A 20,984-nucleotide genomic window follows, 5' to 3' on the forward strand; every position below is an offset into this window, starting at 1 on the left:
GCGCGCGCCGACGCCCGGCCGTCCCGGGGCGCGCGCCGCCGCGGCTGGCGGTTACCTGCGGGAATATCGCGTCAGCACTCGCCAGGGCGGGACGATTCGAGGTGTCGCCGCGGCGCGGAAACCCCCGCCGCGGGACAAAAAATCCGGCCGCAGATAAAGCGGATGCGAGGTTCGCCGCCGCGACGACGGTCGCGACGCCCACCGGCGGGCCGACAACTCCCTAGCGAGGGCCGGTGGGATTGGTGCGGACGCGGCGAAACACGCCCTGCCGCAGGTGCTTTCGGGGCAGGGCGTGTTTTCGAACGCGCCGGTGTCGCTGGGCTTGGGAGGCTATCCGGCGAAGGGTGGTCGGGCCATGACGGTGGGTCGGAAGCCGTATTTGGGGCCGGCCACACCGTGCCCGCCGGCGCCGGCACCGGCCAACGGCATGCCCCCGAGCAGGTTTCCGGGCCCGCCGGCGGCCTCGGGAGCCGCGCTGATGGTGCTGACCGGGACCGCATGCCCGAGCGCCGGCGCCGCCGCCGGCGCCCCCGACCAGGCCACCGGCACCGACAACTTGCCCCCGATCGAGGCCGCACTGCCCAACGCCGCCACCGGATGCGCCGCGGCCGCACCACCACCGAGCATCCCGCCCAAACCCCCCAACGCGGGCAAGGCCTTGGCCGCCGCCGGGGCCGCACTACCAATCAACCCCAACGACTTGGAAATCTGCACAAAGTTGTTCCCCATACCAATGCTGAAATACGGCAAACCCTCAGTGTTATAGAAGAGGCTGGCGAAGGGGTTGTAGGCGCTGACGAGGTCACTCACGCTCCCGCTCCCGCTTCCGCCCGAGCTGGGAGCGGTCGCGGTCGGGGTCGTCCCGGCTGTGGGCTGGTTGGTCCCGCTCGACCCGGGTGCCGCCATCGTCTGCAAGATTTTTGACGTGTCGGTCGCAGTCGAGTTGCTCGTCGCGTTGGTGACCGCAGCAGTCTGGTTGGCCGTCCCGGACTCGTTGGTGATCTTTGGTGGCTCCTTAAAGGGCGTCTGCTTGGTCGCCGAGGATGACTGGCCCGCATAGCTGTACATTGCTCCGGCATCCTGGGCCCAGTACTCGCCGTACTGGGCCTCCAGTTGGGCGATCAGCGGGGTGTTTTGTCCCAACACGTTGGTTGCCTGTAACAGCTTGGATTGCATGCGGTTAGACGCAACCAGCGGTGGCGGCACCGACGACGACAACGCCGCCTCATAAGCCGCCGCCGCCGCCCGCGCCTGCGTAGCCGCCTCCTCAGCCTGCGCAGCCGCCGACGTCATCCACGCGATATAAGGCTCCACCGCCTGGGCCATCATCGCCGAGGCCGTACCCAACCACTCCTCACTGCTCAGCGAGGTCACCACCTGCTCATAACTGAGCGCGGCAGAATTCAACTCCGCCGCCAACGCACTCCACGCCGACGCCGCAGACACCAACGAACCCGACCCCGGACCCGAATAAATCCGCGCCGAATTGAACTCCGGCGGAAAAGCCCCGTAATCCAACATCATTGACTCCTTAACCCGTTGCGGCCGCGTTGGCCGCCTCAGTCACCGCGTACGACCCGGAGCCGGTGCTCAGGGTGTTGACGAACGTTTCGTGGATGGCCGCCGGCGCAACGCTGACGGCCTGATATATCCGTGCGTGCGCAGCGGCCTGCGCCGCAGTCACCTCCGGGATGAGGTGGGTCATGGGGCATCGCCTCCGTCTGTCGAGGTATCCATGGGTGTCATCCGGCCGAGGGTGGGCGTGTCAGCACGCTGTAGCGGAATCCGTATTTATTGACGTAGCCGGCGGCGGCGCCCCGGCGTCCCAGTGCCCCGGCGGGCATGCCACGCAACAGCCCGTTGGCCGGTCCGGTGGTTCCCGTCGCCGCGGCCTGCACGGGGGTGGCCTCCAGGTCGGGCACCGTCGCCGGGTTGACCGCCGAGGTGAGCGTCGCCCAATGCTGGGGCACCGACAACGTCCCGATCCGGGCGGCCTGCCCGGCGCTCGCGGTAACCCCGCTCAGGTGGCCCGCTCCGCCACCTAGGTTGCCCAATCCCAAGTTTGCGAACTGGGGCGTGGGGAACCACGCACCGCCGGCACCCGCCGTACTACCACCGGGACCAAAGGTCAGCTGCTGGGCGATCGACGACGCGAACTGCCCCATACCGTTAGAGAAGTACGCCAGACCCGTGGTGCGTTTGAAGATCGTGTCGTTGAAGGTCGGGTCGCCAAAGATGTTCTTGAGTGAGGTCGTGGTCCCGGTAGACGCCGCATTCGTTGCGGTCGTCGGCGCCTGCGTGGCTTGAGACGCATTCAGCGACAACGCTTGTGGCGAGGCCACCTGTGACGTGTTTTGTGCGGTGTTGCCCGCCGGTTCGGCGACGGCCTTCGCCACCGCGGCGGCCTGCTTGCTTGATGCGTCCGGAGTCGAGGTTTTCGGCGGCGGCGCGAACGGGGCCAACTCCGAGGCCATCGCCGACGATGCGGCGTAGCCGTACATCGCCACGGCGTCCTGGGCCCACATCTCCATGTACTGCGCCTCGGTGGCCGCGATCGCCGGGGTGTTCTGCCCGAAGAAGTTCGTCGCGATCAGATTCGCCAGCAACACCCGATTGGCCGCGATCACCGGCGGCGGCACCGTCATCGCAAACGCCGCCTCGAACGCCGCCGCGGCCACCCGGCCCTGACTGGCGGCTTCTTCGGCCTGCGCGGCCACCGCGCTGAGCCAGCTGATGAACGGGGTGATCGCCGAGATCATCGAGATCGACGCCGGCCCCACCCATGGCCCACTGATGAGCTCCGTGACCACCGAGTTGTACCCGTTGGCCGCCACGCCCACCTCCGCCGCGATCTCGTCCCACGCGGCGGCCGCGGCCATCATCGGCCCCGAGCCCGGACCCGCATACATGCGACCTGAATTGATTTCGGGCGGTAACGCACCGAAGTCAAGCACCTATCCTCCTCAGTCGGCCGAGCCCGCAGGCGATTTCGGCTGTCACATGGGAATCAGTGGTGGCGGTAATCACGGCTCTGTAAACGACCCCACCGGTCGATGGCTGCGTCCGCGGGAGCCCGTCAGCGGCCGTTCGGTCCGCGACTCGGCCGGCCGGGCGGGCCGGTGCATGCTGACCAAGGGGCTGCGTCCGGAAAGGTGATCTGCCACCACGCTTCTCGGACTTCTGGTCAAAAACGACATGCACCTTCTGCCTCGGCCAATCCCGTTTTCAGCAACCGGGCGACAGCTCCATGCCTCCGAACTGCCGCCCGGCACTGAGATTAGTTCGTTATGGGGCAAACGCCGACACGCAAAGGCCGCTGTTTATCAATGGCCAACCACTGTTCATTCCCGGTCGGCAGCAGTTCATATAGGGCAACGGTTTGTTCATTCACCGTTTGCTTGCACGGCGCGGTACCGCGGCCGTCCGGCGGCGTCGTTGCGCCGTCAGTCCTCGTCGAGGATCAGCGCCATCTCGGGGCAGGATGCGACGCCATCGCGAGTCACCTGCTCGTCTTCGGGCCGGACGTCGCGCTCCTGAAGAATCGAATAGCCGGACTCGTCAATGGGAAAAAGGTCGGGGTCGACGGCGTAACACTGGGCGTGGCCCACGCATTTCGACTGCTCCAGGCGAACCCTCACGAAGTTTCCTCCCTAGGCGGCCCGATACGGCGCTTCACGGTCCGATACCCAGATTAGTCGGTCGGTAAAGTATCGAGGATGTTCGCCATCAAGGACGGGCGCCGAATGGCTCGAATGGGCCCGGCTGTTCGGATCCGTGTTCCTTTGCCCCCCATGCAATATTGATGCGCCCCCAGATGTTGGTGCCGGCATGAGCGACGGCCAATACGGCTCGTTCCACTTACCCCGGCTGGATGTCGACAAGTTGCCGATGAGCGCCGACCGCGGGCTGGGGTGGAAGACGCTGCGCGACGCGGGGCCGGTGGTGTTCATGAACGGCCACTACTACCTCACCCGCCGCGAAGACGTGCTGGCCGCGCTGCGCAACCCCAAGGTCTTCTCCTCGACGGTGCTGCAGCCCCCCGGCCACCCGCTGCCGGTGCTGCCGCTGGCTTTTGACCCACCGCAACACACCCGCTACCGCAAGATCCTGCAGCCGTATTTCAGCCCGCACGCGCTGAGCAAGTCCCGTCCCGCGTTGGAGCGCCACGCCCGCGACATGATCGGCGCGCTGGCCGGTCGCGGCAAGTGCGAGGTGATGGCGGATCTCGCGAGCCTGTACCCGTTTCAGGTGTTCCTGGACCTCTACGGCCTGCCCCTCGAGGATCGCGATCGCCTGATCGATTGGAAAGATTCCGTCATCGCCGACAAGCCGTTCCTCACCCAGGCCGATATGGCGAAGGGCCAGCAGCTGCTGCAATACCTGGTCGACGCCATCGCGCAGCGCCGGCAAAACCCGGGCTCGGACATGTTGTCGCAGGTGATGACCGGCGGCGGCGACTTCAGTGACATCGAGCTGCTCGGCATGAGCCACCTGTTGATCCTCGCCGGCCTGGACACCGTCACCGCGGCGATCGGATTCTCGCTCTTCGAACTGGCGCGGCGGCCGCAGCTGCGCGCGGAGCTTCGCGACAACCCCAAGCAGATCAGGGTTTTCATCGAAGAGATCGTCCGGCTGGAACCGTCGGCGCCGGTGGCGCCCCGGATCACCACCGAGTTCGTCGAAGTCGGCGGCATGACGTTGCCGCCGGGCACCTCGGTGCGGCTGTGCATGGCGGCCGTCAACCGCGACGACAGCGACCCGATGTCCACCAACGAGCTCAACATGGACGGGAAAGTCCACCGGCACTGGGGTTTTGGCGGCGGTCCGCACCGGTGCCTGGGCTCGCACCTGGCGCGCATCGAGCTGACGGTGATCGTCGCGGAGTGGCTCAACCAGATCCCGGATTTCGAGCTGCCCGCGGACTACTCCCCCGTGATCAATTACCCGTCAAAGAGTTTCGCGCTCAAGGAGCTGCCGCTGCGCTGGGGCTGAGCCCGGGGTATTTCCCGGGCCGCCCCGGCGCGGCCGGCCCTACTTGCGTATCTCCGTCGCGGCGACCTGAACGAACACGCCGGTGTCCTCGGCCATCAGCAGGCCGCGGCCGCGGGGCAGCGGACCACCCTTCATCTTGCCGCGGATGAATCCCTCGTCGGGGTCGGCGTCCATCACCAGCAGGGGCGCGTTCGCCTGGGCCAGCGCCCGCAACATCGGGTCGCTGCCCGCCGACGACCAACCACCGAACGTCCGGGTGACGATCACGTGCAGGCCGACGTCGGCGGCCCGGGTCACCCACGGTGCGGCCTTGTGCAGCGGCGAATCGAAACCGGCTGGTAGCTGCTGGATGTCGTCGACGATCAAGAAGATCTCCGGTCCGCTCCACCACGACCGCGACAGCAACTCTTCGGCCGACAGGCCCGGCGGTGGCTCGCGGCCGGCCAGGACCGCGGCCAGTTCGCCCATCATCGCCTGCACGCCGTCGAGGTTGTAGGCGAACTTCTCCACGTAGTCCGAACCCAGCGTCGTCAGCAGCTGACGCCGCGGGTCCACCAGCCACACCTGCGCCGAGGGTTGCCCCGCCGGCGGCTGCGGGGCGCTGGTGGCTCCCGGCGCGTACAGCCGCCCGATCTCGGACATGATGGTGGCCAGCGTCGTGGTGCGCCCACATTCGCGGCGGCCGGTGACCATCAGGTGCGCGTTCTCGGCGAAGTTGAGGTAGACCGGCGACAGGTCCAATTCGGAGATGGCCCAAGCGATTCCGCCCGCACCGACGCCCTGGCGGGTGTCCTGGGCGGCAATCTCGCGAAGCTGATCGATGCCGAACGTCGCCGGCAGCCGGCGCACCGGCGGGGCCTGGCCGCTCGCGACACGGCTGACGGCTTCGACGATGCTGTCGGACTCGAACCGGTTGTCCGGCGTGCTCGCCAACGCGGGCCGGGCCACGAGCGTGTGCAGACCGGACTGCGGGTCGGCGTCGAGGCGGACGTAGTTGACCGCGACCATGCCGCGACCCGGCTTGACCGGAACATCCTTGGCGAACCGGGACCGCACCAGCTTGGCGTCTTCGACGGCGGCCAGCCGCAACTCGACCCGGGAGCCGAAGCCGCTGCGCACCGGCGGCCGCAGCTCGGATTCGCGATCGGCGGTGACCACCACGTGCACCCCGAACGAGGGGCCCTGGTTGATGATCACGTTCACCTGCTCGATCAGCACCTCGTTCTCTTCGGCCAGCGCGCGGTAGTTGTCCACCACCAGGTAGACGTCGCCGAACCCGTCATTGGGGACCGGCCCGGGCTCGCCGCCGAACCTCCGCCGCCGGAACACCTCCATCGAGGCGATGCCGTACTCGAGGAAGGTGCGCTTGCGCTCCCGCACCAGGGCCAGCAGCTCGGCCACCGTGCGGCGCACGCCGTACGGGTCGGTCGGACCGGCCACCTCGCCGACGTGGGGCAGCCCGGCGACCGTGGTCAGGGCGGTGCTGCTGTAGGCCAAGCAGTAGAACTGGATCTGCTCGGGTGTGTGGGTCAGCGCCGCCGCGCAGATCAGGGTCTGCAGCGCGGTGGTTTTGCCCGAGCCGCCGGCCCCCAGGATCAGGACGTTGGCACCGGGGCCGGACGTGTCGACGGTCCACGGCGGCTGGTCGTGCTTGAACGGGCGGTCGATGATCCCGATCGGGAAGACCAGATCCCGCGCGGTGCCGTAATCCTGCTGCCACGGGCGGCCGAGGAACCGGTTCACCAACTCGTCGATCGCGACGGGCTGGTTCAGCGGCGGCTGCCACAGCCGGTAGGGCTGGAAGTCGATCTTGCGCAGCTGATCGATGATGACCGTGCCGACCTTCGGCGTCCGGATCCCTTCGACGTCGTCGTCCGGTCCCTCTACCTCCGGCAGGTCGCCGTCGGTGGGGATCGCCGGGGTATTGACCTCGGGCCCCCCGACGCTGACCTCCAGCGGGGTGAACGAGTTCGTGAACAGCTGCGGGCGGACGTAGTCGATGCTGTGCACCAACGCCGGCGCCTCGTCCCCGTCGTCGGTGAGGCCGCGCGGAAAGTAGTCCCGCCAAAGGAATTCGGCCTGGAACCGGACGATGTCCTCCAAGCTGCGGCGGAAGTACCCCAGGCCCGCCTGGGCGGGCAGGTTGACCGCGTTCGGCACGCCGGCCGCCTGCGCCGCACCGGCGGTACGCGCCTTGAGCACCAGCCGGTAACCCATGTTCTCCATGAGCTTTTCGGCGCGGCTCTCGATGGTCTGCGACGCCATCATCAGGTGGATCCAGTAGGCGCGGCCCTGACGGCCGATCGAGTCGAGGACGTCGACCGCCGTCGGCATGATGCGGAACCATTCGTAGAACTCGTCGATGACGACCACGAGCATCGGCAGCGGCGCCATGTCCTGGCCGCGCGCCCGCATCCGGCTGCGCACCGAGTTGTATTCCTTGGCGTCGTCGACACCCGCGCTGTCGCAGATCGCCTTACGACGCGCGATCTCCCCCCACAGCGCGTCGAGGAAGCGCTCCATCAACGCCTGGTCCTCTTCCAGGTCGGTGATGATCCGGGACACGTGCGGCACCCCGGCGAACGGCTTGACCGCCGACCCACCCTTGAGGTCGGCCAGCACGAACTGCAGCTCCTCCGGCGGGTGGCTGAGCATCAGCGATTCGATCACCGTCCGCACCAGGGTCGACTTCCCCGAACCCGTCGTCCCGGACATGACGCCGTGGGGGCCGTCGCCGCCTTCGTCCAGCGACTTCATGTCCAGGAACAACAGCTCGCCGTTGTCGGAACGCACACCGAACGGGGCCCGCAACCGCGACCGGCCCATCGAGTCGTTGCGGCTGCCCCACAACGCCTCGAAATCGATGTGGCCGGGATCGTCAATTCCGTAGTAGGACATGATGTCTCGGGCGCCGATGTGCGCCACCCGCTGGCCGATCTCCTCGTACGCCTCGGCGAGCCGCCAGCGCGCCAGCTTCTGCGCGAACTCCTCCGCCTCGGCGACGCTGATGTGGTCGGTGAGGGCGAAGAACCACGGCTTCTCGTCGATCACCATCCAGGTGTCGCGGTCGCGGGGCAGCGCCTCGATCACACCCATCTTGTCGAACCGCAGGGTCCGCTCCGGCACCGCGCTCCACATCGGCGAGCCGGTGAGATCGAAGAACGTCACCCCGTCGACGCCCTCGCCGCTGATCACGTACTCCCATTGGGGGTCAACGGCGTCGGCGATGATCACCGTGTGCGGCGTCGGCGTCTGGGCGGCCGAGCTGGCGTGGCGGGGAGTGAAAGACCCACGGCCGGCGAACAATTCGGCCTGCTCGGCGGCGAACTCACGCACCGAGCTGTACACCATGCGCGCGTTGCCCGCCGCGTCCTGGCGGCGCGGATCACCGAAGTGGGGCAGCCATTTCACCCAGTCCCATTCGTCCACATCCGAACTGACCACGATCATCCGAACATGGTCGGGGCCGTGGGAGAACGCCAGCTGGCAGACGATCGCCCGCATCAAACCCAGGACCTGCTCGCGGTCCCCGGCCAGCGAGTACCAGGGTTCGACCAGCACCGAGATCATCTTGGGCAGGTTGTAAACGACGCTCTGATAGCGCCCGAACTCCTGAAGCGCCTTACCGGTCACCGGCTCGAGCTCGATGTCGGTCGGCATGTTCTGGGGCTCACCCCAGGTCACCTCGGGACGTGTCATGCCGACGCCGACACGGACCACGCCGAAGTTCAGGTCCTTGCCGTCGGGCTTGCGTTCCCACATGCGCGAGGATCCGACCGCGGCGGCCAGCGTGGTGGGCGCGGGGTGGAACCACCGGTAGTTGGCGTCCATGCTGTCGGCCGACTCGTGGGCGGTCTCGCGCAGCATGTCGAGCATCAACATGAACTGGGCGCGCATCGAGTCCAGCTTCGGCCGGCTCATCTGCTGCTGGCCGCCGAACCGGCCGCCGAACATCATCATCGCGACGCCGCCGATCATGAAGATCGGGAAGATGGCGCCCGCGCCACCGAACACGTGCGAGCCGCTGGCGAACGTCATGCCGACCATGCCGATCAGCAGGCCGACCACCAGCACACCGACCACCACCAGCCACCAGGGCTTGCCCTCCGGCGGCGGAATGCTCAGCGGGGTCGGAAGGACGATGTTCTCCGGCTTGATGACCGGGGGCTTCTCCGGTGTCGGCCGGGCAAATCCACGTTTCACTTCGGTACCGTCAACTCTCCTGGGGACATATCCATCGGCAGCGTGTCGTGCTGCACCAGCGCATCCGAGCGCGACAACGTCGGCCCCTGCGGCAGCAGCCGCAGCGCCACCCACGGCGCCAGGGCCGGTTTCGTCTTCAGGCCCAACGCTTCTCGGACTTCACGGGTGTCGTCGACCCCGAACCGGGCGCCCGCGTCCGTGAGCCACCACAGCGATTCGGTGGTCTTGGCACCGGGATCGTTTCCGGTGACGGCGACGAAGTTCGCGTAGTCGGGCCCGAAGAACACCTGGTCGGCTTCGCGGCCGGTGGTGTCCGCCTTGACCAGCGACACCACCCGGTTGACGTCCTTCGTCTCGACCGGGATGGTCGCGCCGGAGATGACCTGCACGCGGGCCCGGTTTTCACCGGAGGTCTTCTGCCACCACCAGCAGGTCGCCGGGTTCTCGCGGATGTCCATCACGTTCAGGGGCGCATCCGGGTAGGACGACAGGTCCAGCTTGTTGACCACCGGCATCTTCGCCAACGCGGACGGTTCCACCGTCACGGGTTTGGTGTTGCCCGGTCCGGCGTTCTGCAGGATCTGGGCCACCAACGGCGGCAGCGTCTGCACACCGTCGGCCAACACCAGCGAATACTGTTGCGGCCCACTGATTTGCGGGGTGACGATCACCGTGCCGATCGGTCCGGGCGCCCCCGGGAACGACGCGCCGGCGCCCGCGTTCTGAATCTGGGGCACCGTCAGTTCCGGACCCACCGGCAACGCGTCGTAGAGGGCGCGGCTCATCGGCTTGGCCATGCTGACCTGCTCGGGGGTCAGGCCCAGCGGCAGCAGCACCGACCGGTTCGCGGCGTCGATGCGCGAGCGGCGTCCGTCGCGGATCACCCAGGCGTCGCCGCCGTAGTTCAGCACCACCGCGTCCGTCCCGGTCAGCACCCGCCGGTGGTGGCTCAGATCGGGATTGCCGTCGATGACCGTGACCGTCACGCCGGACGGGGCGCCCGCGCCGGTCGAGTTCGCCACGGTGTCGCAGACCAACCATGACGAGGCGCCCGGGCTGGTGGGGTGGAAGCTCGACGGCGCACCCGGGATGCCCACCATCGGGCCGCGCGGCAGGCTGGCGATCTGGCTCGACCGAACCAGGTGCGGATTGTCCGGGCGGCCGGTGATCAGCCGCGCCGACGCCAGGTTCAGCGCGGGATACAGCCGGTCCCCCACCCGGACGTACAGGGCGCCCGAGTCGCGGTCGGCGATGATCGGCGACTCGTTGATCTGGCCGGCCGGGCTGATGAACGAATAGAGCAGCGCGCCCAGGCAGATCACCAGGGCGGCCGAAATCGATGCCACCACGGCGAGGTTCTGCCGTCGGCCGGGCTCGACCTCCATGCGCACGCGCCACCGGGTCAGCGCTATCGCGGTCCGGCGGGCAAGGAACTGATAGCCGGTGACCTGGGTCCGCGTCGACAGCCCAAGGCCGTACCCCGACCCGCGCTGCCCGCGACTCTCTTCCGCCACTAATTCACCATCCGGGTTGCTCGAACGCCTGGATTCGGCCCCTGTGAACCGATCCAGCGCGAATTACATGACAACGGTAAGGCACCTGCACGGACCTCGCCATGCGGCGCCGAAGCGCATTCACTTCTGCCTCTGCTCATCGCGCCCGGATCCGGCCCGTTCACCGCGCCGGCGCCCCGCGCGGACGGCCCCGACCGGCGTCGTTGAGCTGGCAGTTTCTGTTCCCCCAAGATCAGCCACCGAATCCCCTCACGGCATCGTAGTGGCCCATCGCGCCGGCGTCCTGTCGAGCGCGCGGGGCGGGTCACCGACGGGCGGGGCAGATGAACGGAAGGCGGCCGTCCAGCAAAGAAAACGCCAACTCGCGTCGGGTCCGGGTCGCCGGTCGGCGAATCCTGGCAGCAAGATGGCCCTATGACCGAACTCGCACCGTCGCTGATCGAACTCGCCCGGAGGTACGGCATCGCGACGGAGTACGAGGACTGGAGCGGCAGGCGGGTGCGGGTGTCTGAGGCGACGCTCAAGGCCGTGCTGGCCGCGCTCGGCGTCGCGGCCGGCGACGAACAGGAACGCAACCTCGCGCTCACCGCCAAGCTGAGGTCGCACTGGGCGCGGCGACTGCCGGCGACCATCGTCGGCCGCACCGGTGAGCAGATCCGGTTTTGGGCCCACGTCACCCACGGTGCTCCCGCCGAGGTGTGGTTGGCGCTCGAGGACGGCACGGTGCGCGGCGACGTCGCGCAGGTCGACAACTTCACCCCGCCGTTCGACCTGGACGGACGCTGGGTCGGCGAGGCCAGCTTCCTGCTGCCCACCGACCTGCCGCTGGGGTATCACCGGGTGCACCTGCGGTCCGGGGACTCCGAGACCAGCACCGCGCTGATCGTGACGCCGGATTGGCTCGGGCTGCCGGAGCGGCTCGGCAACCGTCGCGCCTGGGGCCTGGCGGTTCAGCTCTACAGCGTGCGGTCCCGGGGGTCCTGGGGCGTCGGGGATCTCACCGATCTGACCGACCTCGCGGTGTGGTCGGCGTCGCGCCACGGCGCCGATTACCTCCTGGTCAATCCGCTGCATGCGGCGGCGCCTCCGGGTCCGAAGGGCCGGATGGAGCCGTCGCCGTACCTGCCGACGTCGCGGCGCTTCGTCAATCCGATTTATCTTCGCGTCGAGGCGATCCCCGAATTCGCCGACCTGGGCAAGCGCAGCCGGGTCCGCCGGCTGCGCGCGGACGTCCAGGAGCGCGCCGGCCGCGTCGACACCATCGACCGCGACAGCTCGTGGGCGGCCAAACGGGCCGCCCTCAAGCTGCTGCACGAGGAACCGCGGTCGGCGGGCCGGGAACTGTCCTACGCGGCGTTCCGCGACCGGGAGGGCCGCGCACTCGACGACTTCGCGACCTGGTGCGCGCTGGCCGAACAATACGGCGATGACTGGCATCGTTGGCCCGAAGCGCTGCAACATCCCGACGCGTCCGGGGTCGCAGACTTTGTCGAAAAACATTCCGACACCGTCGATTTCCACCGCTGGTTGCAATGGCAAATCGACGAGCAGCTCGCCGCGGCCCAGTCCCAGGCGATCCGGGCCGGAATGTCGTTGGGCATCATGGGCGACCTGGCCGTCGGCGTGCACCCCAACGGCGCCGACACCTGGGCGCTGCAGGATGTGATGGCGCTGGGCGTGACCGCCGGGGCGCCACCGGACGAGTTCAATCAGCTCGGCCAGGACTGGTCGCAGCCGCCGTGGCGGCCGGACCGACTGGACGAGCACGAGTACCGGCCGTTTCGCGCGTTGATCCGCGCGGTACTGCGGCACGCCGGCGGGGTGCGCATCGACCACATCATCGGGTTGTTCCGGCTCTGGTGGATCCCGCGGGGTGCACCACCAACCGAGGGCACCTACGTCCGCTACGACCACGAAGCCATGATCGGCATCGTCGCCCTGGAGGCACACCGGGCCGGCGCGGTGGTGGTGGGCGAGGACCTCGGCACGGTCGAGCCGTGGGTGCGTGACTACCTGTTGTTGCGGGGGCTGCTGGGCACGTCGATCCTCTGGTTCGAGCTGGACCGCGACGGGAACGGCGGACCACTGCCGGCGGAGCGCTGGCGGGAGTACTGCCTGTCCTCGGTCACCACCCACGACCTGCCGCCGACGGCCGGCTACCTGGCGGGCGACCATGTGCGGCTGCGTGACTCGCTGGGATTGCTGACCCGGCCCGTCGCCGAGGAGCTCGAGTCCGACCGTGCCGAGTTGGCGGCGTGGCTGGCCGAGTTGCGCCGGGTGGGGCTGCTCGATGAAGGCGAAGACGACCCGCAGCAGGTCGTCCTGGCGCTGTACAAGTACCTGGGCCGGACGCCGTCGCGGCTGCTGGGGCTGGCGCTCACCGACGCCGTCGGTGACCGTCGCACCCAGAACCAGCCCGGCACTACGGACGAATACCCCAACTGGCGGGTCCCGCTGACCGGTCCGGACGGGCGCGACGTGCTGCTCGAAGACGTGTTCACCGACCCCCGGGCCGCCACGCTGGCCGAGGCCGTGCGCGCCGCGATCGCCCCGGCCGCCTCGGAAAGCTCGGAGAGCGTTCAAAGCGCGGCCCGCTGACCGCGCGACCGGTCGGCTTGTTAGCTTCACCAACCATGAAGGTCTCAGTGGTGGCCCCGGTCGCCGACGGTGTCACCGCGGACCCCGAGTGGATGGTGGCCTTCGCGCGCCACCTCGAAGCCTGCGGATTCGAATCGATCGTCGCCGTCGAGCACACGGTCCTGCTCACGCGCTACGACAGCGTCTATCCCTACGACCGTTCCGGGCGGGTCGGGCTGGCCCCCGACTGCCCCATCCCGGACCCGCTGGATCTGCTGGCCTTTCTGGCCGGCCACACCACCAGCCTCGGGCTGGCCACCGGGGTGCTGGTGTTGCCCAACCACCACCCGGTGGTGCTCGCCAAGCGGGTCGCCACCGTCGACGCCCTCTCCGGTGGAAGGCTGCGGCTGTGTGTGGGTGTGGGCTGGCTCAAAGAGGAGCTGCAGGCGTGCGGCGCGGACTTCGACAATCGGGGCAGGCGGGCCGACGAGCAGCTGGCGGTGCTGCGCGCGCTGTGGGCCGACCGACCCCAGGGGGCGTCCTTCCACGGTGAATTCTTCAGCTTCGACAATGTGATGAGCTATCCCAAACCCGTTGCCGGGGAACGGTTTCCGGTGCACATCGGCGGCCACAGCCGAGCGGCCGCACGCCGTGCGGGGCGCTTCGGCGACGGCTTCCAGCCCCTTGGCGTCACCGGTCCGGCGCTGGCGTCGCTGATCGGGCTCATGCGCGAGGAGGCATCGGCGGCAGGCCGCGACCCCGCGGCACTGGAGGTGTCGCTGGGCCACAGTGTCACCAAGATCGACGCCGAGCGCGCGGCGGGCCTGGTCGACCAGGGCGCCGACCGGCTGGTGCTGGCCATGCCGCCGACCGCCGACCTCGAGGCGGCCAAGGACGCCCTGTCGGCGTGCGCGCAGCGGCTGTCGCTGGTTTCGTGAACCGATGACGCTTTCCGCTGACGAGCGAATGGCGCTCAGCGATGTGGTTCACCGGTACGCCGCCCACGTCGATGACCGTGAATTCGGCGCCGTCGCAGAGCTTTTCACCACCGAGGCCGAGTTGGTCGTGCCCTCGCCACCGGCCGATCTGTTGCCGACACATGCGCATCGCGGCCGCGCCGCCATCGCGAGGGCCGTCGGGGCCGTGGCCGCGGTCGCGCGCACCGAGCACGCTATCGTCGGCGAGGTGTACGAGGCGGCCGGGCGGCGGGGGGCCGCGCGCGGGCGCGTCGCGTGCGTCGCTCACCACTGGAACCCGCGGGGCGACGAGGTGGTGGATGTGGTGTGGCACCTGCGCTACGACGACGCATACGAGCTGACGGCCGCCGGCTGGCGGATCGCCCGCCGCGCGCTGACGATCAACGCCCTCGAGACGCGCCCGGTGCGCCGGCTGTTACCGCGCGACACCGCCTAGCCTCGTCTGCTAGGAGGTTGGGAGAGAATTCACAGCAATCGCCAAGGAGCCGTGTTTGCGGAAAGAATTGAGCATTCCGTAGGCAGTTGCGGCAACCGGCGTCCGAGCCGGAGCGGATTCCGCCCCCTGGCAACTGTTGCCGACGATCACACGACGGGACACGACGCGCCACGGAAGGATTTTTTCCAATCAAACTTGGATTTATCCAGGTGTTTTGGTGTATTTTCAACCCCGTGACGCATGCCGAAAGCAAACGTATTGACCCGGTGGGGAACGGCTCAGTCTCGACGTTGGCGGTAGGCACGCCGCTGACATCCGATCCTGGTTATCGGCACGAGATCCATACCGCCCACGACACCATCGATGTCGAGGAGTACGGCGGCGGGTTCGATCTGACCAGGCGGGCGACCGCCCCGAAGTTGCGCGTCGGCCGTGACCGGTGGTTCAACCTTCTGTGGTTGATCCCGATCGGCTTTGGACTGCTGATCGCGTCGGTGGCGATCGGCAAGGGCCTGCACAACATGCCGGCCATTCAGTCGTTCATCGCGCGCTACCCCGGGACCGATCCGCACAGCGGTGCTCCCGACGGGCTGCCCGCGTGGATCGGTTGGACGCACTTTTTCAACCTGTTCATGATGATGTTCATCATCAGGACGGGGATTCAGATTCTCTGTGACCATCCCCGGCTCTATTTCAGCCGCAACGCCACCCCGGGCAAGGACGAGTGGCTGCGGGTCGGCCCGCCGGTGCCGGACGACGAGCTGTGGACCGCCAACGCCGACACCGTCGCCCTGCCGCCGCAATTCGGCCTGCCCGGATTCCGGCACTCCATCGGGCTGGCGCGATGGTGGCATCTCGGCGTCGACGTGTTGTGGCTCCTCAACGGGGCGGTCTTCTACGTGTTGCTGTTCACCACCGGGCAGTGGCGCCACATCGTGCCGACCAGCTGGGACGTCTTTCCCAACGCCGCGTCGGTCGCGATTCAGTACATGTCGCTGGACTGGCCGACCGACAACGGCTGGGTCGCCTACAACGGCCTGCAGCTGCTGTCGTACTTCACCACCGTCTTCATCGCCGCGCCAGCCGCGTTGATCACCGGCCTGGGGATGTCGCCGGCGCTGTCGCAGCGCGTGCACTGGCTGAGCAAGCGCCTGAGCATTCAGCACGCGCGGTCGCTGCATTTCCTGGTGCTGGTGTACTTCCTGTTCTTCATCCTGGTGCACGTGACGATGGTGTTGACCACCGAGGCACTGCGGAACCTCAACCACATGTTCGCCTCCCGCGACGACAACAGCTGGATGGGTTTCTGGATCTTCGCCGCGGCCATGGTGCTGACGGCCGTCGCGTGGGTGTGGGCCACCCCGTTCACCATCAAGCACCCGCGGGTCGTTCAGCGGGTCGGGTACGCCCTGGTCGGGCCGTTCCAGCGAGCGCTCGAACGGCTGGACCCCAAGCCGGGCGCCTTCACCGAAAACGACATCTCGCCGCACCACTGGCGCAACGGCCGCCTCCCCGAGACCGTCGAATACAAAGAGCTCGAGCGCGACGACTTCAAGAACTGGCGGCTCAAGGTCTACGGCCTGGTCGAGCACCCGATGGAGTTCTCGCTCGAGGACTTGATGGCGCTGCCCTACCACGAGCAGATCAGCCAGCACTTCTGCATCCAGGCGTGGTCGGGCGTCGCCAAATGGGGTGGCGTGCAAATGAAGACGATCATGGACATCGTCAAGCCGCTGCCCGAGGCGAAGTGGGCGGTGTTCTATTCGATGGGTCTGGGCGCCACGGGGGGCATCTACTACAACGCCCATCACATCGGTCAGATGGACCACCACATGACGATGCTGGCCTACAACATGAACGACCAGCAGCTGCCGTACATGCACGGCAGGCCGCTGCGGCTGCGCAACGAGCTGCAGCACGGATTCAAATTGGTGAAGTGGATCAAGGGAATCGAATTCGTCGCCGACTACCGCGACATCGGAAGCGGCTATGGCGGCTACAGCGAGGACCACAAGTACTTCGGGCGGCACCAGACCCTGTAGCGGCCGTCGACTCCGCCAAGTCGTTTGTCCAGCCGGTGTTTTGGGTAGCTCCACTGCATCGGCCGGACGGAAGCGACAGCAGAGGAGACGCCCATGAGGCACAGCCCTGTCGATGATGATCGGACCGTTGCCCGCCGCGGCGACGACTCGATGCATGATGCGGCGCAGACGCCCGGATTGGTCGTGGTCTGTGCGGCTGCGCTGGCGTTCGTGGTGTGCGTGGCGAACTTTGCCCTGGGACAGGCTCACGCGGGCGTCGTCGCGGCGATCGTCGCGATGCTCGCGTTCGGGGCGGGCCTGGCGTGGCTTGCGATGGACCGCAGGCGGATTCGCCAGGCGCAGCGCGAATGGGTGATCGGCCACCCGGGCCGATAGGTCCCTACCGCAACGACGCGAGGTTGTTCACGGACTTTTGCACGTCCGATCGCAGCACCCTGGCGACCAGTCCCCCGATCGGCCCGCTGAGCAGGCCGCCTTTGAGGTCGGCGGTGAGGTGAAAGGTCGATCCCGGGTCGTTCGCCGACACGGTCATCTCCACATTGAGCCGGATTCCACCACGGCCACGGCCTTGCAGCTCAATCGATTTCGGCTCGTCGTACCGGGTGACGGTCCAATGGATGACGTTGCGGAAACCCTTGACCTTCACGCACGACGAGACACAGGTGCCTTCCTCGATCGTGTCGGGAACGGGGCTTCGCCACCCGGCGAAGATCGTCATCCACTCGTCGAACCGGTCCAGGTCCGACGCCAGCTTCCAGGCCGCTTCCGGCTCCACCTTCGAGGACACCGAAACATCTACTCGAGCCAAGGCGTTCCTCCGCTCCTCCCCGATCCCAAGCGCCGCCACCCACGTGGTCAAACGCACAACCGTGGCTGGGTACCCCAACACCGCCGGCGCTATTCGTGGGGCAACCTCAGGGCCACGCCTGTTCGAGTTGCTGAGCGACGTCGATGATCTGTGCCGCCTGCGACGCCGGCGCGTCGATCTCGGCCGCGACGTACTGCGCGATGAATCGCCGGATCTCGCCGTCCACCCCCGCCAGGATCCGGAGCACCTCGCCGCGGATGGAATTCGACGAGACATTGACGGTGATGTCGGAAGGCCTCGGCTTGGCGACGTCGACGATCAGCAGCAGCGGTTCGGCCGCGCGCGCGGTCGCTCGCAGGGCGATGTCACCCGAGACCACGAAGCGCTGCTTGTCGAGCCACAGGTCCACGAGCAGGTCGATCGACAGCGGTATGTGGATGACGAAGGTGATGCTGTCGCCCAGTCGGCGGGTGACGCGGGGCTCCTGGATGGAGACATTCGCACTGACTTTGGCGATCTTGCCCGGTCCCTGCGCGATCGGCTCCATGGCGAACTCGCTGCCGGCGATGTCGGCGAACGCGGCGGCGACACGCTCGGGGGTGACGGCGACCTCGAAGAACCTGCGACCGAATTCCTCGTAGGTGACAAAATCGTGATTCGACATAGGCTTATACCGTCTCACGTCACCTGCCCGAACGACCGCTGATCCGCTCGCGTCGCAGGAATTACGCGCGCGTTCCCGTCCCGTCGCACCGGGCCCGCCCGGCCGACGCCCGGCTGGTGATCTGCGTCCATCCCGCCGGCCTGTGAGGCCCGCCACACGTGGCAGCTTCGATTCGATGCGTCGGCCCCGGGCCTGGGAGGCTTGATCGCGGAGGTGTTTTCAGTCTCATGCCCCAGGAAGTAATCGACCGCCGCCCGGGCCTGGCCAGGGTCGCGGAAGCGCTCATCTGGCTCGGCGGCGGAGACGGCCGCGAGGCCGGCGAACGCCACGAGCGGTCCGCCCACGCGGTGGCCGGCGCCGTCGTGATGCTGGGAGCCGCGCTGGCCTGGCTGGTCGCGGCGCTGGCAGTGGGCGGGTCGGCCCGCGCGACGAGCGTTGCCGTCGTGCCGCTGACCGTCGTCTTCGGCCTGCTGGCCGGCGCGGTAACCCGCGCCACCGTGCCGGGCTCCCACCGGAGCCGCCCGGGCCTCGTGGGACGCGCCGCGATGGCGGCCGCGGTCGGCGTCATCGTCGGCGAACTAGCCACGTTGGTGATCCTGTCCGGTTCGATCGACCAGCGTGTCGACGAACGCGCTGCGCGCGCCGCGGAATCGGCGCCCGCGGTCGCGCAGGCATCGGCATCGCTACAGCGCACCGAGGAGGCGCGCGCCGCGCTCGAGCGCGCCGTCACGCAGGCCCGCGATCGGCAGGACAGGGCCCTGGTCGTCGCCCGCTGTGAATATCACCCCACCCCCGGTTGCCCGCAGACCCGGATCACCGGCGTTCCGGGACCCGGACCCGAAACCCGCACTGGCAACGAGCTTCTCAACGACGCCCAGCATGAACTCGACGCCGCACTGTCCGCGCGGGACAGCCGCGCGCCGGCGTTGGATGCCACGATCTCGCGACAGGAGCAAGACCTGCAGGATGCGCGGCGCGGCGTCATCGCCGACGCCGGCCGGGGCCTGGGCGCACGGTGGGTCGCGATGAATGACCTCGCGTGGAACACCGCGGGGGCCCAAGCCCTGCGTGTGCTGACCATCGGGGCGTGCGTGCTGCTGTACCTGGCGCCACTGATCCTGGGGTTGTGGCGCGGGCAGACAACTTACGATCGCCACGCCGCCGCGCGCGCGGAGCGCGACCGCGCCGAACTCGACGCGGACACCGCCATCGCAATCAAGCGGGCCGAGGTCCGCCGCGACGCCGAGATCATGTGGGCCGAGCACCAATTGACCCAGGCCCGGCTCGCCATCGAGGCGCAGACCGAGATCGACCGCGAGCATCAGCGTCGCCGTGTCCTGCAGGCCCTCGAGCACCCGGTGCACGCGCCGTCGCGGCGGGCCGTCGAACCGGTCGAGGACGGCGGGTATCTGCCGATCGCCGCCGAAGCGGAGGCGGCCAGCCGGGCGATCGCCCAGCGGCCCGCGCCGGAGGCGGGCGACGAGATCGCGCGGCCCGACGAGCGAAACGCGCCGTTGATCCCGTCGCTCCCGGAGGCGACCCGGGCCGCCGCCCGCTGGATCAGGCCGCTGGTACCGCCGTTCGTGGCGCGGGTGATCGACACCACGACCCAGCCGCTACGCACCGCGCGCCACGTGTTTGAAGGGGTACTCGAAGAGACCGAAGAGATCACGTTCGCGCTGAAGCGAACCCGCACGGTGACCGTCAACTCCGAGGCGTCGAGCGCCGAACTGCCCGCGGGCGAAGGTGGTGCCGAAACGCCGTCTGCCCGGACGGAATTCGTCACCTCATCGCGCTACACACCCGGCGAGGGTCGCCTGCCGGCCGCCGGACACGCACCGGAGTTGGCGACGCGCGGAGCGCCGCGGGATTTGGGTGCGTCGGAAGGGCCGCGCCAACTGCCGCCGCCGAAATAGCCTGGCGCTATTGCGGACCGAAGCTAGGCCTTGACCGCCTCGACGAAGTAGCCGCGCGGTATTCCGGGCACGTCGAGCGGGACCACCGGGTGGTCCCAGCGATTCCACTTCGTTCCAGGCTCGGCGACATCGGTGACGTGGGCCGTCCAGCCGTGCCGCTCGACGAGGGACGCCGGTGCGTCAGTACCGAACGTCCATGGCGCACCGAGGCGCCGCATGAATTCCAGGGTGGGCTGCAGGAATTCGGCTTCCAGCAACGTCGCCCCGACCAGGTCATAGAGCACCCGCGAACCCGGCGCGGACAACGCGTCGATTCTGGCGAACAAGGCGTCGACATCCGATGCATCGAGGTACTGCAGCAGACCCTCGACTAGCCACACCGCCGGTGCGGACGACGAAAACCCCTGGGAACGCAGCGCCTTCGGCCAATCGTCGGCCAGATCGATGCCCACCGCAACCCGCTGGCACCGGGGTTGCTCGCCGGCGAGCCGTTCGTCCTTGATGGCGGTCACCCGGGGCTGGTCGACTTCGTAAACGGTGGTGTCCGGCTGCCACGGCAGACGGTATGCGCGGGCGTCCATGCCTGCGGCGAGGATCACCACCTGCGAAATGCCGTCCGATTGAGCCCGCAGCAGGCGCTCATCCCAGAAGCGCGTCCGGATGGCGATCTGCGGTGACGTCGCGCCCGTCTTCGCCACGGCTTGGGCAAGCAATTCGCGCCCCTCGTCGCCGGCGAGCCGTTCGGCGAACGGATCGGTGAACAGTCGGTCCCGGCGCGCGGATTCCTCGGCGCGCATCGCGGCAACCAACAGGCCCGTGTGGGCGACGGCTAATCTGGTGTCTTCCATGTCGCAA

15 protein-coding genes and 1 pseudogene are annotated in these 20,984 nt (G+C 68.3%); 7 read left to right on the top strand and 9 right to left on the bottom strand.

All coding sequences use genetic code 11. The annotated features are described in order from the left end of the window. Positions 1 to 330: 330 nt before the first annotated feature. The 4 genes and pseudogenes from OCU_RS38320 to OCU_RS38335 all read right to left on the bottom strand — a co-directional run bounded on the left by OCU_RS38320 (position 331) and on the right by OCU_RS38335 (position 3,638). Positions 331 to 1,524: a PPE family protein gene (locus tag OCU_RS38320; protein ID WP_014380199.1), complete on the bottom strand. Its 1,194-nt coding sequence runs from the start codon at positions 1,522 to 1,524 to the stop codon at positions 331 to 333. Positions 1,525 to 1,531: 7 nt separating this feature from the next. Continuing rightward, positions 1,532 to 1,693 (bottom strand): annotated as a pseudogene (locus tag OCU_RS38325) (PE family protein); the annotation flags it as partial. Positions 1,694 to 1,742: 49 nt separating this feature from the next. Then, positions 1,743 to 2,954, bottom strand: coding sequence for a PPE family protein (locus OCU_RS38330; RefSeq protein WP_014380201.1), 1,212 nt, complete (start codon positions 2,952 to 2,954; stop codon positions 1,743 to 1,745). Positions 2,955 to 3,443: 489 nt separating this feature from the next. Further along, positions 3,444 to 3,638 carry a ferredoxin gene (locus OCU_RS38335; RefSeq protein ID WP_009954154.1) on the bottom strand — a complete coding sequence of 65 codons (195 nt, stop codon included), beginning with the start codon at positions 3,636 to 3,638 and terminating at the stop codon, positions 3,444 to 3,446. 190 nt (positions 3,639 to 3,828) lie between these two features. On the opposite strand from OCU_RS38335, the gene OCU_RS38340 reads away from it, so the two are divergent. Further along, positions 3,829 to 4,992, top strand: coding sequence for a cytochrome P450 (locus OCU_RS38340; RefSeq protein WP_014380203.1), 1,164 nt, complete (start codon positions 3,829 to 3,831; stop codon positions 4,990 to 4,992). A 39-nt stretch (positions 4,993 to 5,031) separates the two neighbouring features. Here OCU_RS38340 and OCU_RS38345 read toward each other — a convergent pair whose 3' ends face one another. Together OCU_RS38345 and eccB are read right to left on the bottom strand one after the other, a co-directional pair. Further along, positions 5,032 to 9,195, bottom strand: coding sequence for a type VII secretion protein EccC (locus tag OCU_RS38345; RefSeq protein WP_009954152.1), 4,164 nt, complete (start codon positions 9,193 to 9,195; stop codon positions 5,032 to 5,034). After that, entirely contained in the window at positions 9,192 to 10,709 is a 1,518-nt protein-coding gene (gene eccB / locus OCU_RS38350) for a type VII secretion protein EccB (RefSeq protein ID WP_009954151.1), read from the bottom strand. The genes OCU_RS38345 and eccB overlap by 4 nt, the downstream gene beginning before the upstream one ends. A gap of 414 nt (positions 10,710 to 11,123) precedes the next feature. Between eccB and malQ the strand changes: the two genes are divergently transcribed. The 5 genes from malQ to OCU_RS38375 all read left to right on the top strand — a co-directional run bounded on the left by malQ (position 11,124) and on the right by OCU_RS38375 (position 17,116). After that, on the top strand, positions 11,124 to 13,307 hold the full coding sequence (gene malQ, locus OCU_RS38355; RefSeq protein WP_009954150.1) for a 4-alpha-glucanotransferase: 2,184 nt from the start codon (positions 11,124 to 11,126) through the stop codon (positions 13,305 to 13,307). 35 nt (positions 13,308 to 13,342) lie between these two features. Further along, on the top strand, positions 13,343 to 14,224 hold the full coding sequence (locus OCU_RS38360) for an LLM class F420-dependent oxidoreductase (RefSeq protein ID WP_009954148.1): 882 nt from the start codon (positions 13,343 to 13,345) through the stop codon (positions 14,222 to 14,224). Positions 14,225 to 14,228: 4 nt separating this feature from the next. Next, on the top strand, positions 14,229 to 14,699 hold the full coding sequence (locus tag OCU_RS38365) for a nuclear transport factor 2 family protein (RefSeq protein ID WP_008257062.1): 471 nt from the start codon (positions 14,229 to 14,231) through the stop codon (positions 14,697 to 14,699). A 266-nt stretch (positions 14,700 to 14,965) separates the two neighbouring features. Beyond that, positions 14,966 to 16,741, top strand: a complete 1,776-nt coding sequence (locus OCU_RS38370) for a molybdopterin-dependent oxidoreductase (RefSeq protein ID WP_026071377.1) — start codon at positions 14,966 to 14,968, stop codon at positions 16,739 to 16,741. A 93-nt stretch (positions 16,742 to 16,834) separates the two neighbouring features. Beyond that, entirely contained in the window at positions 16,835 to 17,116 is a 282-nt protein-coding gene (locus tag OCU_RS38375) for a LapA family protein (protein ID WP_008257067.1), read from the top strand. A 4-nt stretch (positions 17,117 to 17,120) separates the two neighbouring features. On the opposite strand, the gene OCU_RS38380 is transcribed toward OCU_RS38375, so the two are convergent. Both OCU_RS38380 and OCU_RS38385 read right to left on the bottom strand, forming a co-directional pair. Then, positions 17,121 to 17,549: a type II toxin-antitoxin system Rv0910 family toxin gene (locus tag OCU_RS38380; RefSeq protein WP_014382645.1), complete on the bottom strand. Its 429-nt coding sequence runs from the start codon at positions 17,547 to 17,549 to the stop codon at positions 17,121 to 17,123. Between the two features lie 106 nt (positions 17,550 to 17,655). Continuing rightward, on the bottom strand, positions 17,656 to 18,213 hold the full coding sequence (locus OCU_RS38385; protein ID WP_009954143.1) for a hypothetical protein: 558 nt from the start codon (positions 18,211 to 18,213) through the stop codon (positions 17,656 to 17,658). 227 nt (positions 18,214 to 18,440) lie between these two features. Between OCU_RS38385 and OCU_RS38390 the strand changes: the two genes are divergently transcribed. Further along, on the top strand, positions 18,441 to 20,129 hold the full coding sequence (locus tag OCU_RS38390; protein WP_014380206.1) for a DUF4407 domain-containing protein: 1,689 nt from the start codon (positions 18,441 to 18,443) through the stop codon (positions 20,127 to 20,129). A 23-nt stretch (positions 20,130 to 20,152) separates the two neighbouring features. On the opposite strand, the gene OCU_RS38395 is transcribed toward OCU_RS38390, so the two are convergent. Then, on the bottom strand, positions 20,153 to 20,977 hold the full coding sequence (locus OCU_RS38395) for an SAM-dependent methyltransferase (RefSeq protein WP_009952452.1): 825 nt from the start codon (positions 20,975 to 20,977) through the stop codon (positions 20,153 to 20,155). Between the last annotated feature and the right edge of the window lie 7 nt (positions 20,978 to 20,984).

It is taken from the genome of Mycobacterium intracellulare ATCC 13950, from assembly GCF_000277125.1.
GTDB classification, from domain to species: Bacteria; Actinomycetota; Actinomycetes; order Mycobacteriales; family Mycobacteriaceae; genus Mycobacterium; species Mycobacterium intracellulare.